This window comes from Flavonifractor sp. DFI.6.63 (assembly GCF_024462255.1).
Taxonomy (GTDB): domain Bacteria; phylum Bacillota; class Clostridia; order Oscillospirales; family Oscillospiraceae; genus Lawsonibacter_A; species Lawsonibacter_A hominis.
The window spans coordinates 16,909-31,178 of the sequence record NZ_JANGBE010000025.1 but is presented as its reverse complement, the minus strand read 5'-3'; the positions used below and the strand labels follow the sequence as shown (position 1 = coordinate 31,178).

General features: G+C 60.6%; 13 protein-coding genes and 1 other annotated feature. Of the genes, 2 read left to right on the top strand and 11 right to left on the bottom strand.

Annotation, left to right across the window (positions count from 1 at the left end):
* Positions 1–5: 5 nt before the first annotated feature.
* The 10 genes from NE547_RS12765 to NE547_RS12720 form a co-directional block, all read right to left on the bottom strand.
* On the bottom strand, positions 6–1,037 hold the full coding sequence (locus tag NE547_RS12765; protein WP_186907024.1) for a zinc-dependent alcohol dehydrogenase family protein: 1,032 nt from the start codon (positions 1,035–1,037) through the stop codon (positions 6–8).
* Positions 1,034–1,918, bottom strand: a complete 885-nt coding sequence (locus NE547_RS12760) for a sugar phosphate isomerase/epimerase (protein ID WP_256176102.1) — start codon at positions 1,916–1,918, stop codon at positions 1,034–1,036. Before NE547_RS12760 ends, NE547_RS12765 begins: the two co-directional genes overlap by 4 nt.
* A gap of 9 nt (positions 1,919–1,927) precedes the next feature.
* Positions 1,928–3,775: an FAD-dependent oxidoreductase gene (locus NE547_RS12755; RefSeq protein WP_256176101.1), complete on the bottom strand. Its 1,848-nt coding sequence runs from the start codon at positions 3,773–3,775 to the stop codon at positions 1,928–1,930.
* A 25-nt stretch (positions 3,776–3,800) separates the two neighbouring features.
* Positions 3,801–4,826, bottom strand: a complete 1,026-nt coding sequence (locus tag NE547_RS12750) for a zinc-binding dehydrogenase (protein ID WP_186907027.1) — start codon at positions 4,824–4,826, stop codon at positions 3,801–3,803.
* A gap of 55 nt (positions 4,827–4,881) precedes the next feature.
* Complete coding sequence (locus NE547_RS12745; RefSeq protein ID WP_186907028.1) at positions 4,882–6,780, bottom strand: FAD-dependent oxidoreductase; 1,899 nt, start codon at positions 6,778–6,780, stop codon at positions 4,882–4,884.
* Positions 6,781–6,860: 80 nt separating this feature from the next.
* Positions 6,861–7,712 carry a carbohydrate ABC transporter permease gene (locus NE547_RS12740; protein WP_243204706.1) on the bottom strand — a complete coding sequence of 284 codons (852 nt, stop codon included), beginning with the start codon at positions 7,710–7,712 and terminating at the stop codon, positions 6,861–6,863.
* Between the two features lie 15 nt (positions 7,713–7,727).
* Positions 7,728–8,600 (bottom strand): ABC transporter permease subunit, encoded by an 873-nt coding sequence (locus NE547_RS12735; RefSeq protein WP_256176100.1) that lies wholly within the window; start codon positions 8,598–8,600, stop codon positions 7,728–7,730.
* A gap of 241 nt (positions 8,601–8,841) precedes the next feature.
* Complete coding sequence (locus NE547_RS12730) at positions 8,842–10,170, bottom strand: ABC transporter substrate-binding protein (RefSeq protein WP_256176099.1); 1,329 nt, start codon at positions 10,168–10,170, stop codon at positions 8,842–8,844.
* Between the two features lie 49 nt (positions 10,171–10,219).
* Positions 10,220–11,209 carry a carbohydrate kinase gene (locus tag NE547_RS12725; protein ID WP_186907032.1) on the bottom strand — a complete coding sequence of 330 codons (990 nt, stop codon included), beginning with the start codon at positions 11,207–11,209 and terminating at the stop codon, positions 10,220–10,222.
* A 349-nt stretch (positions 11,210–11,558) separates the two neighbouring features.
* Complete coding sequence (locus NE547_RS12720) at positions 11,559–11,696, bottom strand: hypothetical protein (protein ID WP_186907033.1); 138 nt, start codon at positions 11,694–11,696, stop codon at positions 11,559–11,561.
* Positions 11,697–11,767: 71 nt separating this feature from the next.
* Positions 11,768–11,903, top strand: a sequence feature (ribosomal protein L10 leader region).
* 44 nt (positions 11,904–11,947) lie between these two features.
* On the opposite strand from NE547_RS12720, the gene rplJ reads away from it, so the two are divergent.
* Positions 11,948–12,484: a 50S ribosomal protein L10 gene (gene rplJ / locus NE547_RS12715; RefSeq protein ID WP_186907034.1), complete on the top strand. Its 537-nt coding sequence runs from the start codon at positions 11,948–11,950 to the stop codon at positions 12,482–12,484.
* A gap of 50 nt (positions 12,485–12,534) precedes the next feature.
* The gene (rplL, locus tag NE547_RS12710; protein ID WP_186907035.1) at positions 12,535–12,909 is read left to right on the top strand and encodes a 50S ribosomal protein L7/L12; all 375 of its coding nucleotides are present in this window, start codon (positions 12,535–12,537) and stop codon (positions 12,907–12,909) included.
* Between the two features lie 663 nt (positions 12,910–13,572).
* Here the strand turns inward: rplL and rplA are convergent.
* On the bottom strand, positions 13,573–14,265 hold the full coding sequence (rplA, locus tag NE547_RS12705) for a 50S ribosomal protein L1 (RefSeq protein WP_186907036.1): 693 nt from the start codon (positions 14,263–14,265) through the stop codon (positions 13,573–13,575).
* Positions 14,266–14,270: the final 5 nt, after the last annotated feature.

Sequence of the window (14,270 nt, the reverse complement as noted above, 5' to 3'; positions counted from 1 at the left end):
TTTGATCAGCCGAAGCTGCTCCCGACCAGGACTTTGAGCGATTCGCTGGACATCTGCATCAGAATGGCATCCTTGAGCTGCTCCACCGGGAAGCGGTGCGTGATGATGGGGGCCAGCTGGATACGGCCCTGGTTGATCATGTCGACGGCACGCTGGTGCGTGTCGGGGTTGATCATGGAGCCGACGATCTTCAGTTCCTTCTGATAGACGTCTTCAAGGGTGAGCGGATGGGTCGCGCCGGCCTTGGGGACGCTGAAGAGCAGCAGGGTGGCGCCGCGCTTGGCGGAGGCGAAGGCCTGCGCCGTGGCAGCGGTGTTGCCGACGCACTCGATGACGACATCGACGCCGTCCACGCCGGTGCAGTCCCGAATACGCGCACTCAGATCTTCACGGATGGGATCGATCGCGGCGTCTGCGCCGAGCTGCAGGCCGATGTCGCGGCGCATGGCCACCGGCTCGCTCAGCAGGATCTGGGAGGCGCCGGACAGCTTTGCGAGCTGGACCATCAGAAGGCCGATGGCACCGCCGCCGATGACGAGGACCGTGTCGCCCACGCGGATTTGGGCCCGGTCGATGCCGTGGATGCAGCAGGCCAGCGGCTCGCCCAGGGCGCCGAACTCCAGCGGCACATCGGGCGCGAGCAGGAAACACTGCGCCTCCGGTGCGTAGCAGTATTCGGCAAAGCCGCCGTCACGGTTCACGCCGATGGCATAAAGGCTGGTGCAGAGCTGTTTTTTGCCGATGCGGCAGTAGTGGCACGCACCGCAGTAGCAGTTGGGATCAACGGTGACATGGTCGCCCACGCGCAGCCCTGTGACCTGCGCGCCGACGGCGGCGACCGTGCCGGAGAGCTCGTGGCCCAGCACGACCGGCGGCGTCACCGCGGCGGAGCCCTTGTCGCCGTGGTAGATATGGACGTCCGTGCCGCAGACGCCGCAGGCGGCTACCCGGATGAGCACCTCGTGCGGGGCAAGGGGATGCTCCGGCATGTCCCGCGTTTCAAATTCGCCGTTTCCCAGAAAATAGGTTCCTTTCATGGTGTGTCCTTTCCCTCCATGACGCTGCGCAGCCAGGTGAGAGAAGTCGCGGCGTCCTGATCCAATTGTTCATTGCTTGCGCCGCCGGAGAGGTCCCGCCAGAGGGAAACGTCCCGGCCGACCTGGCCGCCCATGCGCACGAACGGTTCCATGACGACACCGCCCGCGTAGCCGATGCTGCGCAGCGCCCGGCCGATGGCGGCCCAGTCGAAGCGGCCGTTCGGGCCCGGGCAGCGGCGGTTTGCCTCGCCGACGTGGAAATGGCCCAGCAGCGGGCCGCTCTTGCGGATGGCGTCCGTCAGGGAATCCTCTTCAATGTTCATGTGGAAGGTGTCCAGCATGACCTTGACGTTGGGACGGTTCACCGCCCGGACATAGGCGAGGCACTCGTCCGCGGTGTTGATCATGTAGCCTTCAAAGCGGTTGAGCGCTTCCATGCAGAGCGTGATGCCGTGATCGGCGGCAAGATCCGCAAGGCGCTGCATCCGCGCGACGCTCCGATCCGTATCGGCGGCCTTGTCGGTCTCCGGCGTACACTGCGCCGGCCAGTAGGAATAGAGCGCACCGCCGAGGCGGTCGATCCCGGCCAGCTCCATTTTCCGGAACATGTCGGCGTAGAAGCGGAAAGCGGCCTCCACCTGGGCGGGGTCGGTGCCGGCGAGGTTATGCTCTTTGCGGGGGCCGTAGCCGCCGGTCAGGCGGAGGCCGTTGGCCTTTGCAGCCGCAGCCAGCTCCCGGAAGAAGCGGTCGTCCTCCCGGTCGAAGGCGCCGCAGGCGACTTCCAAGATGTCAAAGCCCAGACGGGCGCATTTTTCGGTGTAGGGGACGAAGTTCCCGCCCCATTCCTTTTCCCAATAGGCGTAATAAATTCCGTATTTCATGGCAGTTCCTCAGTAGACGCGAATCTCAAAGATACGGGCCTCGGGGCAGCCGTGCGTCGCACGGACCGTGACGCGGACGGCATCGCAGACAGTGCCGTCAAAGGCGAGGCGGTTCAGACGCTGTCCATTGTCCCGCATCTCACGGCCGGCCACGACGGCGCCGCCCAGCAGGAGCTCGACGTCGTAGTCCCGCACGAGCTCGTGCGGGAGGCCCTTGACCTGGCGCTTTTTTACATTTTTGATCAGCGAGGGCTGAATTTCATGGCTGAGATCGGTGTCAAAGGTGAGGCGCACCTCCTGCACCGGGGCCGCCCCGGAGAGCGTGAGCGTGAGGCTCTGCGGCTGCGTCAGCGGCGCGGAGATCCAGCAGTTGGAAGCCTTGCCGACGGCGCGGGAATAGCCGTTGATGACGTGGACGGCTTCGCCGCCGGCTGTCTCACTGGTGGCAGAGACCGAGGCGCTGCGCGCCAGATCGGACTCGTCGGTGTTGCGGTGGCCGGGTATGTAGCAGTCATTTTTCAGAAGGAGCTGCTGCAGCTCGCGGATGTGCTTTTCGCCGATCTCGCGCGGATCGCAGCCATGGCGGACCGCCAGCGCGGCGGCGGTGCCGGAGGCCTGGCCGCCGACGGCGCAGGTGCCCATGACGCGGCAGGAGGAGAACGCCATTTTGGAGGTGCTGATGTCCCGGCCCGCCAGCATCAGATTTTTGACATTGCGGCTGTAGTAGCAGCGATAGGGGATGGAATAGTGCCCTTCGAAATTATAGACGCGGGAGCCGACACTGGCCAGTTCCTTTGCGCCGCCCGGCACATGGACATCCATCGGCCAGCCGCCGTAGGCGACGGCGTCGTCAAAGACGCGGTTGGCGCGGACGTCGTTTTCGTTGAGGATATAGTCGCCGATGAGGCGGCGGCTCTCCCGGTAGCCGGGCACCATGCTGACCCACTCGAGATCGAGGTTCTGTGCGCCGTGGTCCGCCTGGTTCTTGATGTGGTCCCAGACGCCGTAGAGCACCTTCAGGAGGTCGTCGCGGATCTGCTCGCTCTCCTGGATGATGTCGTCGCAGTCGCCGCCGAGTTCGATCCACCAATAGCCGGCGTCGACATTGGAGAACTCGGGGAGCTGATTTTTGCCGGCGTCAACGGTCACAAGGCCGCCGCCGTCCGCCTGGGCGCAGACATGATCCACGTGGGGACGGTATTTTAGGTCCTCTTCCGTATAGGTGTTGGCCCAGACCGGCTTGATAAACGTCACCGGTTCGCCGCGGTCCGTCGCGGCGAACATGATGGTGTTGCCCATTTTGTTGCTGTTGGCCTGCTCGGGGGCCGTGGGCTCGTTGAATTCGTATTTGGATTCAGAGCCGACACGGCTCTCCGCCCCGGCCAGCACGCCGACCGTGCCGTGGCCGGTTGCGTCGACAAAGATGGTTCCGCAGACGGTCCAGCGGGTCTCGGTGGTGTTCTGATGGCCGATGACGGCGCGGATGCGGCCGTCCTCCGTGACGATGTCCTCAATGTTGGTGTTGAGGAAGGCCGTGATGTTTTCCTCCATCTTGACCTTCTCCCAGATGATCATGTCAAAGATGGGGAAGTCGGCGTAGGGATTGCGGCGCTTGTTTTCCAGGAGAATCTCCTCGATGATGCCGGTTTCGCGCAGGTTGGGCTTGGAGGAGTGGCAGTTGGCGCCGACGATGTGCATGCGCGTTTCAGAGCTGCCGGTGCCGCCGAAAACGGAACGGTTTTGAATGATCGCGACCTTTACGCCCTCGCGCGCTGCGGCAATCGCGGCGCAGACGCCGGAAAAGCCGCCGCCGATGACAACGACGTCGAAGGACGCTGTTTTTTCATGGATAGCCATAGCTTTTTGACCTTTCCCAGGCTTTTCAGTCCTGAATATCCACGACCACCTTCATGGTGTGCTCGCGGTTGGCGTCGATGTACCGGTAGGCGGCGAGGAAGTCTTTGAAGGCAAAGTGCCGGGTGATGAGCGGCTTGAGCTGCACCTTGCCCTCGGCCACGATGCGCAGCGCGTCCACGTAATCCTCGTGGCGGTACATCATCGCGGTGTCGAGCGTGAGCTCGGAATCGTTGAGGCGGGCGAGGTCCACCTTGGCCCAGTCGGCAAAGACGGCCACGAGGATGATCTTTGCGCCCTTGCGGCTGTTTTGGATGGCCATATCCATCGTGGCGTTGTTTCCGGCGCACTCGTAGATGACGTCGGCCTTATCGGGGCCGAATACCTGCTCGATTGCATCGGCATAGCTGACCCTGGCGGTGTTGATCGCATAATCTGCGCCGAGGGACCGGGCAAGCTCCAGCCGGTAGTCGGAGACGTCGGTGATAAGCACCTTGGCCGCGCCCAGCGCCTTGCAGGACTGCGCAAGCAGGAGGCCGATGGGGCCGCAGCCGATGATGGCGACGTTTCCGCCGACAAGGCCCTCGAACCGCTTCGCGGCATGGACCGTGACGGACAGCGGCTCGATGAGCGCTGCCTCGTCATAGGACATGGAATCCGGAATGACGTCCACCTTGGAGGCGTCGACGGCAAAATACTCGCTGGCGGCACCGGTGGTCTGGAAGCCCATAACCTTGAGCTCGTTGCAGAGGTTGTATTTGCCGTGTGTGCAGGGATAGCATTTTCCGCAGGTGACCTGCGGCTCCAGCACGACCTTCTGTCCCGCCGAGAGGCTGGTCACGGCGCTGCCGACTTTGACGATCTGACCGGAGACCTCATGGCCCTGGGTCACGGGATATTTGGTGTAGGGGTGTTTGCCGTGATAGACGTGGATGTCCGAGCCGCAGATGCCGAGACGCATCATTTTCACAAGGACCTGGTCTTCTTTGATCTCCGGGATGGCGACATCCTGAAATTCGATCACGCCGGGGGCAGTCATCACTTCTTGCAGCATAGTTTCAAATCTCCTTTTGCGCGTTTTGCGTGAAAACAATTCACCGGTAAATGAATCAATAGATCCGGACCTCATAGATCCGGGCATCTTCGCAGCCATTGGTGGCGAGAACGTGTACGCGCACACTGTCGCAGAGCTCGCCACTGAAGGCGGCGGTGTTCCGCCGCTGGTGGTTGTCCGTGGCCGTTTGGGCGGCAACGACCGCGCCTGCGCGGAGAAGCTCCACGCGGTAGTCCTTCACCAGCGTCCGGGCGACGCCCGTCGGCTCTTTCTGGAGGAAGGCCTTGGAAACGGAGATGCAGCGTTCCTCGCTGAGGTCCGGGTCGAAAACCAGCCGGACTTCATGGACAGGCGCCGGCTCCGCAAGGGTCAGCGTGAGCGTTTCGCCGCTTTCGCGCAGGGCGCCGGAGCGCCAGAGATTGCTCTGCCCGCCCTCCCGGCGTGTGACGCCGGAGATGATATTTTTTGCGGCGAAGCCGGGCTGTTCGCTGCTGGCGGAAACAGAGGCGCGGAGCGCCAGGTCGTTCGGATCCTCGTTTTTCTGCCCCATGACGTACAGGTCGCAGGCCAGGAGCTTTTGCTGGAGCTCGTGCATATACTGTTTGCCGTACTGCGCGGGCGTCAGCTTTTTCCGGGAGGCGTTCGCCGCGGCCACACCGACGGCCTCGCCGCCGACAGCACAGGTGCCCATCACGCGGGTGGAGCCCATGGCGAGCTTGGAGGCGGAAATGTCGCGCCCGGCCATCATCAGGTTGTCGATGGTCCTGGAGCAGTAGCAGCCATAGGGGATGGAATAGAGGCCCTTGAAGGAGCGGACCACGGACGGGATCTGGCCCTTGGCCCCGAAGCCCGCGGCGGTATGCTCGTCCATGGGCCAGCCGCCGTAGGCCACGGCATCTTCAAAGATCCGGTTGGCGAGGATGTCCTGCTCCTTCAGGACGTAGTCGCCCATCAGGCGGCGGCTCTCGCGCATGCCGCCCAGATTGCCGACCCAGACGAGCTCATAATTCTCCGCGCCGTGGTCGCCGCCGTTTTTGATGTGGTCCCACACGCCGTAGACCGTGCGGTAAAGCTCCCAGCGGATGTCCTCGGACTGCCTGATGATGTCGTCCCAGTCGCCGCCCAGCTCGATCCACCAATAGCCACTCTTGACGTCGTATTTTTCCACCAGCTCGTCGGAGTGGCTTTCATAATCCTCGCCCGGTTTCAGCACCACGACGTCGTCGGCGCTGTGGTAGACCACGATGTCGCCGTGGTACCGGTGCTTGAAGTCGGATTCGTCAAAGGTATAGGCCCAGGAGGGCTTCACAAATTTCACCGGATGGCCGCGGTCCTCCGCCACGAAATAGATCGTGTTGCCCATGGTTTTGCCGTCCGGCACGTCGGGGGCGTCTTCTTCCCGGTATTCGTCCCTGCCCTCCCGGCCGATCTTGTATTCGGCACCGGCCATATAGCCGAGCGTGCCGTTGCCGGTCGCATCCACAAAGACGTCGGCCGTCAGCTCCATCCAGAGCTCCGTCGTCATCTGATAACAGTCGATGGAGGAGATGTGCTTTCCGTCGGAGTGTACAGCGGACATGGTGGTGTTCATGCAGAGCGTCAGGTTCTTCGTTTCCTGCGCGGCGTTCCACAGAACGCCGTCCCAGATGGAATAGTTGTAGCTGTCGTTGAGGTATTTGTTCTCCAGCTGAAGCTCCATCAGGATGCCGGTCTCTGCCGCGTCTCTCTTGCCCCAGTGGCAGGACGCGCCGGAGATGTGCATCCGCATCTCGGAGCTGGCGTTGCCGCCGAAAACGCTGCGGTCCTGTACAAGGGCGGTCTTTGCACCCTGCCGCGCGGAAGCCATGGCCGCGCAGAGGCCGCTCATGCCGCCGCCGACCACGACGACATCAAAATGCCGTTTTTGGGGAGCTTGCTGCGTGTGATCCGGAATTTCGTGAACGTATTCTTTCATTGTGCACCTCACATCGAAAAAAGATGAGCAGATGGGCAAAAAGCGACTGGAGCTCAGCCGCTGATTGCAAAGGTCCGGTATCAGCCCTTGACCGCGCCTGCAGTCAGACCGCTGACCAGCTGCTTGCCGAGGAACGTGAACACCAGGAGAATCGGGATGATCGCAAGTGTTGCTGCGCCGCAGAGGGGGCCCCACTCCTGGCCGAAGAAGCCGATATAGTCGTAAATGGCCATCTGGATGTTTTTCAGCGCATAGCCGTTGACCATGACCGTGGCGGTGATGAATTCGTTCCAGGCGCCGATGAAGGCAAACAGGGCCGCCGCCGCAAAGGACGGACGGATGACCGGCGGGATGATGCGGGTGATGATGTAGGCCTGGCTGCAGCCGTCGATGCGGGCCGCTTCCTCGATCTCCCGGGGCAGGCCGCGTACACCGGAGATGAGCATCCAGATGACGAGCGGCAGGTTATAGGCCGTGTAGAGCAGCGGAAGCGTATACCAGTGGTTCGTCAGATGGAGCTTCATCATCATGAGGTAGTTCGGAATCAGCAGGACGGAGCTGCCCGTGGAGAGCGGAATGCCGATGACCACGATGTAAAAGAGCAGCTTTTTCAGCGGGAAGCGGCGGCGCTCGAAGCCGTAGGCGGCAAGGTACCCGAGGACCAGGCAGGCCAGGATGGTCAGAAGAGAATAGACGACGCTGTTCCAGGCGGTCTGCAGGAAGCTCTGGGCAAAGACCTGCTTATAGTTGTTCCAGGTGACGGTGAAGTTGAAGACCTTCGGCGGATAGGCCGAGATGTCCTGCGGCGTTTTCAGAGAGGTGATGATGCACCAGAAGATCGGAAGGGTCGTCAGAAAGGCGAGGACCACCAGCATCAGCGCGCTGCATGTTTTTCTGGCCGCCTTTTTCGCGGTTTTATTCATGGCTTTCATACGCTCCCTTCCGACTCAGATTTTGTAATTGCTCACTTTGATATACAGCACGATGATCAGCGAGGTGATCAGCATGATGAGAATGGAAAGCGCCGCAGAGGTGCCGAACTGATAATAGCGGAAGCCGAGATTGTACTGGAAGAGCGTGATGACGTTGGTGGCGTCGTTCGGCCCGCCGCTGGTCAGGACCTTCGGCACGGTGTTGTTGGTGAAGTTGGAAACGGTCAGGACGATGATCGACAGCAGGAGTTGCGTCTTGATGAGCGGCAGCTTGATGTGCCAGAGCAGCTGCCAGGGCGTGGCGCCGTCCACCTTTGCCGCCTCGAGCAGGACCGGGTCCAGGCTCTTGAGGCCGGCCAGGATCATGATCATGGCGTAGCCGACCAGACGCCACGTCAGCACGAAGATCAGGGCGATGATCGCCGAGTTCTTGTTTTCCACCACGTAGATGGGGTTGTAGCCGAGTGCCTTGAGGATCATATTGAACAGGCCCAGGTCGCCGTTGAAGAGCCAGCGCCACAGGAGGGCCGCGACCATCATGGAGATGACCCAGGGAATCAGGCCGAACATCTCGATGAGGTAGGCGAACAGGCCGTGTTCCCGGTCCACCCAGAGCGCCAGGAGCAGGCCGATGCCGACCGACAGGAGTGTGGAGATGATGGTGATCTCAAACGTGAACAGGAGGGACTTGCTGATGCGGACGTCTTTCAGAAGCCGCAGATAGTTGCCGAGGCCGACAAAGTCGCCCTTTACCAGATAGTCCAGATTATAAAGGCTGCAATAGAGCGTATAAAAGAGAGGGATGACCAGCAGGAAGATGAGCACGAGCATGGCCGGTGCCACATATCCCATGGATCTGAGCTGTGTGCGTTTTTCTTTCCGTTTCACAAGTTTTGCCCTCCACATGGTTGCCCCTTTCAGGGAAAATGTTGATAGATCATTTTTGGCGCAGACTGCGCAGCAGGGCGGAAAAGTCTCCGCCGGCGGCCGTGCACGGGCCGTTTTGCCGGTTCCAATGGAAGGAAATGCGTTTTTTTCACAAAAACGCATTTCCTTCCATTGGGACACCCTGTCCGGGAGCCCCTGATCAGCGTCAGGGGCTCCCGCAGGGAGAAAACAGCGGGGATGTTTAACGGTTGTTGTTGGTGTTGAAGATCGTCTCTGCATCGCTGAGCGCCTTCATGTAGTCGGTCTCACCGGTCAGGATGGCCTGGACCGGGCGGTTGAGGTCGAGCTTCCAGCCGACGAACGCCTGGGTGTTGGAGGGCAGCCAGCCGTCCGAGAAGGCCTCAAGCATGCTGTTGAGGTACTTGTTGCTGTCATCGATGGTGATCTGCTCCACCGTGGACTTGCGGTTCGGAGCCTGCGCACCGTCGTTGATCCACAGCAGGTCGGATTCGTTGTCGTACATGAGCTCAAGGAATTTGCCGGCGAGCTCCTTGTTCTTGGAGCCGCTGTAGACGCCGGCGAACCAGCCGTCGATGATCGTGCCGCCGGGCAGGGGCGCGAACTGGATGGTGGAGCCGTCGAAGGAGGCGTTGGTGCGGGACGTGCCGAGACGGACCGCAGAGGCGATGGTCATGGCGTATTTGCCGGAGGCAAACTCAGTGTAGATGTCCTCGATGGTCTTGTTGACGGAGTCAGCCGGGGTGACGCCGGTGTCGATGCACTTCTTGATCCATTCCAGAGCGGCAACACCGCTCTCGTTAGCCCACTTGGCAGTGCCGTCCTCGTTGAAGAGGGTACCCTGCTCCTGGAGCAGCCAGTTGACGATCGCCTGGGCGTCGTTGCTTTCGGTGGAGAAGCTCATGCCGAGACCGTAGACCTGCTGGCCGTCGATCTCCCTCGTCAGCACCTGGGCGGCGTTGTAGAGCTCATCGAAGGTGGTGGGGACTTCCAGGCCCGCGGCCTCCAGAAGGTCTTCGCGGTAGAAGAAGCCGGTGCAGTTCTTGTTGAGGCAGAGTGTGTAGTGCTTGCCGTCGCGCTCGCCGAAGCGGAAGAAGCCGTCATCGACGTCGTCGATCTGATCCTGGGTCCAGCTGCCCATGAACAGGTTCTCCAGCGGCTCCAGCAGGCCGGCGTTCAGAACGCCAAACAGCTCGTCGCGGGCGCACCACATGATGTCGGGAGCTTCGCCGGTGGTGGCGGCTGCCATGAACTTACCGGTCATGGTGTCCCACTGCTGCGGCTCGACAACGATCTTCACGCCGGGATTCTCCGACTCAAAGCGGTCGATCATTTTCTGCAGAGCGATGGAACGGCCATTGCTGGTGTTGGTGGGGTCCAGGAAGGTCCACATCCGGATGGTGACGTCTTCGCCGTTGGTGTCAGCGGAAACGGCGACGTCTTTGGTTTCATTGGCCGGAGCGGGGGTCTCGTTGGTTGACGGGGTGCCGCTGCAGGCGACAAGAGAGCCAATCATCAGTACGGCCAGGAGCGTTGCGATTACCTTTTTCATAACAATCCTCCATTTCTATTTAATACCTTTTTCGGTATCAAACTTCTTTTTATGCCGGGGTATGAAGCGTCTGGCCCGAGCCTTCGGGAGCGGGGTGTTCCGCCAGAAACGCTTCCACGTCGGCCTTGCCGGGGATGGCGGGAATGGCGCCGAAGCGCTGCACGGAGAGCGCGCTGGCGGCGTTGCCGAAGCGAAGGAGCGACTGCAGCTCCGCGGAGGACCAGTCTGCGCCGCCGTGCTGCAGAAGCTGATAGAGCACGGCGCCCATGAAGGTGTCCCCGGCGCCGGTCGTGTCGGCGACCTTGACTGAATAGCCGGGCGCATACTGCATCTGATCGCCGCAGAAAACGTAGCTGCCCGCGCCGCCGCAGGTCACGAACAAAAGCCGCAGGCTCGGATAGTCACGCAGCATCTGACGGCCCTGCGACGGGATGTCTTGGTCGCCGTAGAGGAAACGGCACTCTTCATCCGACAGCTTTGCCACGTCGCAGAGCGTAAGGCCCTCTTTGATGTACTTTGCCGCGGTCTGCTCGTCGCACCAGAGATTCCGGCGCAGATTGGGATCGTAGGAAACGAGTAGGCCCTTTTCCCTGGCATAGCGGGCCGCGGCGAGCGTCGCCGAGCGGGCCGGTTCTTCCGTCATGGAAACGGATCCGAAATGGAAGATGCGGGACTGCTCGATCAGGTCCAGCCGAAGCTCTTCCTTTGTCAGGCTCACATCGGCGCAGCCGATCCGATAGAAGGAAAAGCTGCGGTTGCCGGCTTCGTCCAGCGAGACCATGGCGATCGTGGTGTTTTTCGACGGATCCAGAATCATGCCCGCCGTGTCGATGCCGACCTCATCCAGAACGCCCTTGAGCCAGTTCCCGATGAAATCGCCGCCGGCCTTGGCGAGGAAGGCCGTTTTCAGACCCATCCGCGTGCCGCAGGTCAGCACATTCGCCGGGGCGCCGCCCGCGTTGCCAGTAATCTGTATGCACGTATCCGCACTCGCAATCGCATCGATCAGGACTTCACCCAGCGCACAAATATCATACATAAGCGTATACTCCGTTACTTCTTCTTATCTCAATTTATTAATTAAATAAATTAAGTCATTGACATAGTAGCATAGCAAGCCGGAAGTGTCAATCAGGTTTTGTGTTGAAAATCCACAAAAATAACTTTCTGTGTGAATCGTACAAGTGGACTTGACCTGAATTGTGCATTCTGCCGTGTCTGCGTAGGCGGGAACAAAACCGAAAAGCGGGAGCGCTGCGCTATTGGATGGAATCAACACCCCCGTCATTTTTTGGTACAAAGAAAAGGCAGGCACATGGTGGGTTTCCATGCGTCTGCCTTGATCTTACAGCCTCACTTAGCCGGAGGCCTCAGTTTGCCAGAAAAGCTCAGCCGAGCTGCTTCGCCTTCTGGTATGCTGCCTCGACCGCGTCGAAGCAGACGCTGCGGCACAGGAGGATCATCCCCTCGCCCACGGTGCAGGGCGTGTTCGGCATGATGCGGATGATCTTCTTGTAAGAGTCCAATATGTATTGTACTCTTACAAGGTACCCTTGTTTTTTTGGTAAATCACGCTTGACATGTCCCGTTTGGGATGATATACTATCAGTCGTGTTCAAAGACAGCAGGGGGCGTAAGCCGTAACTCCTGCCGAGAATGCAGCCACAACGAACGAGATTTTTTTGTGCTGTTTTCGCTGCTTTGAATGCGAAAGCAGCTTTTTTGTTGCGTCTGCATCGGGAAAGTTGAACTCAAATCCAACGGAGGTGAATTCCAAATGCCTAACGCAAAGGTTCTCAGTGAGAAGCAGGCCATCGTGGCTGAGCTGACCGAGAAGCTCAAGAGCGCTTCCAGCGGCGTATTGGTGGACTACAAGGGCATCACCGTGGCCCAGGATACCGCTCTGCGCGCCGAGTGCCGCAAGAATGAGCTGGACTACGCCGTGGTGAAAAACACCCTGGTGCGCTTCGCCATCAACAACGTGGGTATGGAGGAGATGGATCCCGTTCTCAACGGCACCACTTCCATGGCCCTGTCCCACGGCGATCCCATCGCCCCCATGCGCGTGATCAACAAGTTCGCCAAGCAGTTCAACGGCGCCAAGTTTACCATCAAGGCCGGCTTCATGGACGGCAAGGTGCTCTCCATGGACGAGATCCGGGCCCTGGCCGAGCTGCCCTCCAAGGAGGCCCTGCAGGCTCAGGTCCTGGGCACCATGCTGGCCCCCATCACCAGTCTGGCGATCGTCCTGAAGGCGATCTGCGAGCAGAAGGGCGGTACGGTAGAGGCCGAGGCCCCCGCCGCCGCCGAGTAAGTCCCACCCCATTTTCTCAAAACACAACATTTATTAGGAGGTAACATATCATGGCTTCTGAGAAGATTACTGCCCTCATCGAAGAGGTTAAGGGCCTGACCGTTCTGGAGCTTTCCGAGCTCGTTCACGCCCTGGAGGATGAGTTCGGCGTTTCCGCCGCCGCTATGGCCGCTCCCGCTGCCGGCGGCGCTGCCGCTCCCGCCGCCGAGGAGAAGACCGAGTTCGACGTCGTGCTGGCCGAAATCGGCGCTGAGAAGATCAAGGTCATCAAGGCTGTCCGCGAGATCACCGGCTTGGGCCTGGCTGAGGCCAAGGCCGCGGTCGAGGCTGCCCCCAAGGCCATCAAGGAAGGTGTCTCCAAGGACGAGGCCGAGGAACTGAAGAAGAAGCTCGAGGAAGTCGGCGCTAAGGTAGAGCTGAAGTAAGCTTTCCCTACCGCAGCTTGTGGTCGAGCAGGAGACCATTTCCTCTCACTTTGTTCCACAAAAGCCCGGAGCAGCTTAAGCTGCTCCGGGCTTTTGGTTGAGTGCTCATTCAATCTGAACGCGCAGCCCATCCCCTTTGCGCCGACAGTCTCGGCTCCGGCTTCGCATGACTATCGCCAAAGAGTGGCACGGCTGACACGCTCGGAGCCCAAAGCAAAAGGACATCCGTTCGGATGTCCTTTTGCTTTGGAAGGGACGGTCAAAATCGATGCTGAAGTCAAGAAAAATGTGCGAAAGATAAGGATTGCGGCGAGCGTATCCGCGAGGCGCGGCTCAAGCTCCCGGAGTATATCCTTGATTCCCGAGACCGGACGCAGCGGCGCGCATGGGAGTCTCTATCATACACAGCTGCGGGGGAACGCCGCGAAGTGGGACAGAGGTCCACTCGCAAGGCGTAGACCGCCCATAGGACGGCAAAGACGCAGCGACCATGCGGCGGCAGGGGGGATCAAAAATGCCGTGCCGCTTCTGGGCGGCACGGCATTTTTTACCACAGGGAAACACAACCTAATCGGGAAGAGTTCGTCACGCTCCGGCGGATGTGCGATACGCGTCCTTACACCGGTCCATCCGCACGGCTCCACACGCCCGAGCGCCCCGTAATTACATCAGCTTGGCGGAGTTGATCTTCACGCCGGGGCCCATGGTGGAAGCACATACGCAGGAGCGGATGTACTGTCCCTTTGCCGCGGAGGGCTTGGCCTTGACGATGGCGCCGATAAGAGCGTTGAAGTTCTCCGTGAGCTTCTCCGCGCCGAAGGAGACCTTGCCGATGGGGCAGTGGATGATGTTGGTCTTGTCCAGACGGTACTCCACTTTACCGGCTTTGATTTCGGTGACGGCCTTGGCCACGTCGGGCGTGACCGTGCCCGCCTTGGGGGAGGGCATCAGGCCCTTGGGGCCCAGGATCTTACCCAGGCGGCCCACGACGCCCATCATGTCGGGGGAAGCCACGACCACGTCGTAGTCAAACCAGTTTTCCTTCTGGATCTTCTCCACCATGTCCATCTCGCCCACGAAGTCGGCGCCGGCTGCCTTGGCGGCTTCGGCCTTGTCGCCCTTGGCGAAGACCAGCACGCGCTGGGTCTTGCCGGTGCCGTGGGGGAGGACGATGGCGCCGCGGACCTGCTGGTCGGCATGGCGGGAGTCCACGCCCAGCTTCACGTGCAGTTCTACGGTCTCGTCAAACTTGGCGGGAGCGGTCTTGACCACCAGCTCCATGGCCTCAGCGGTATCGTACAGGGCGGCCTTGTCGATGAGCTTGGCGCTCTCCTGATATTTCTTGCCTCTAAACATTACAC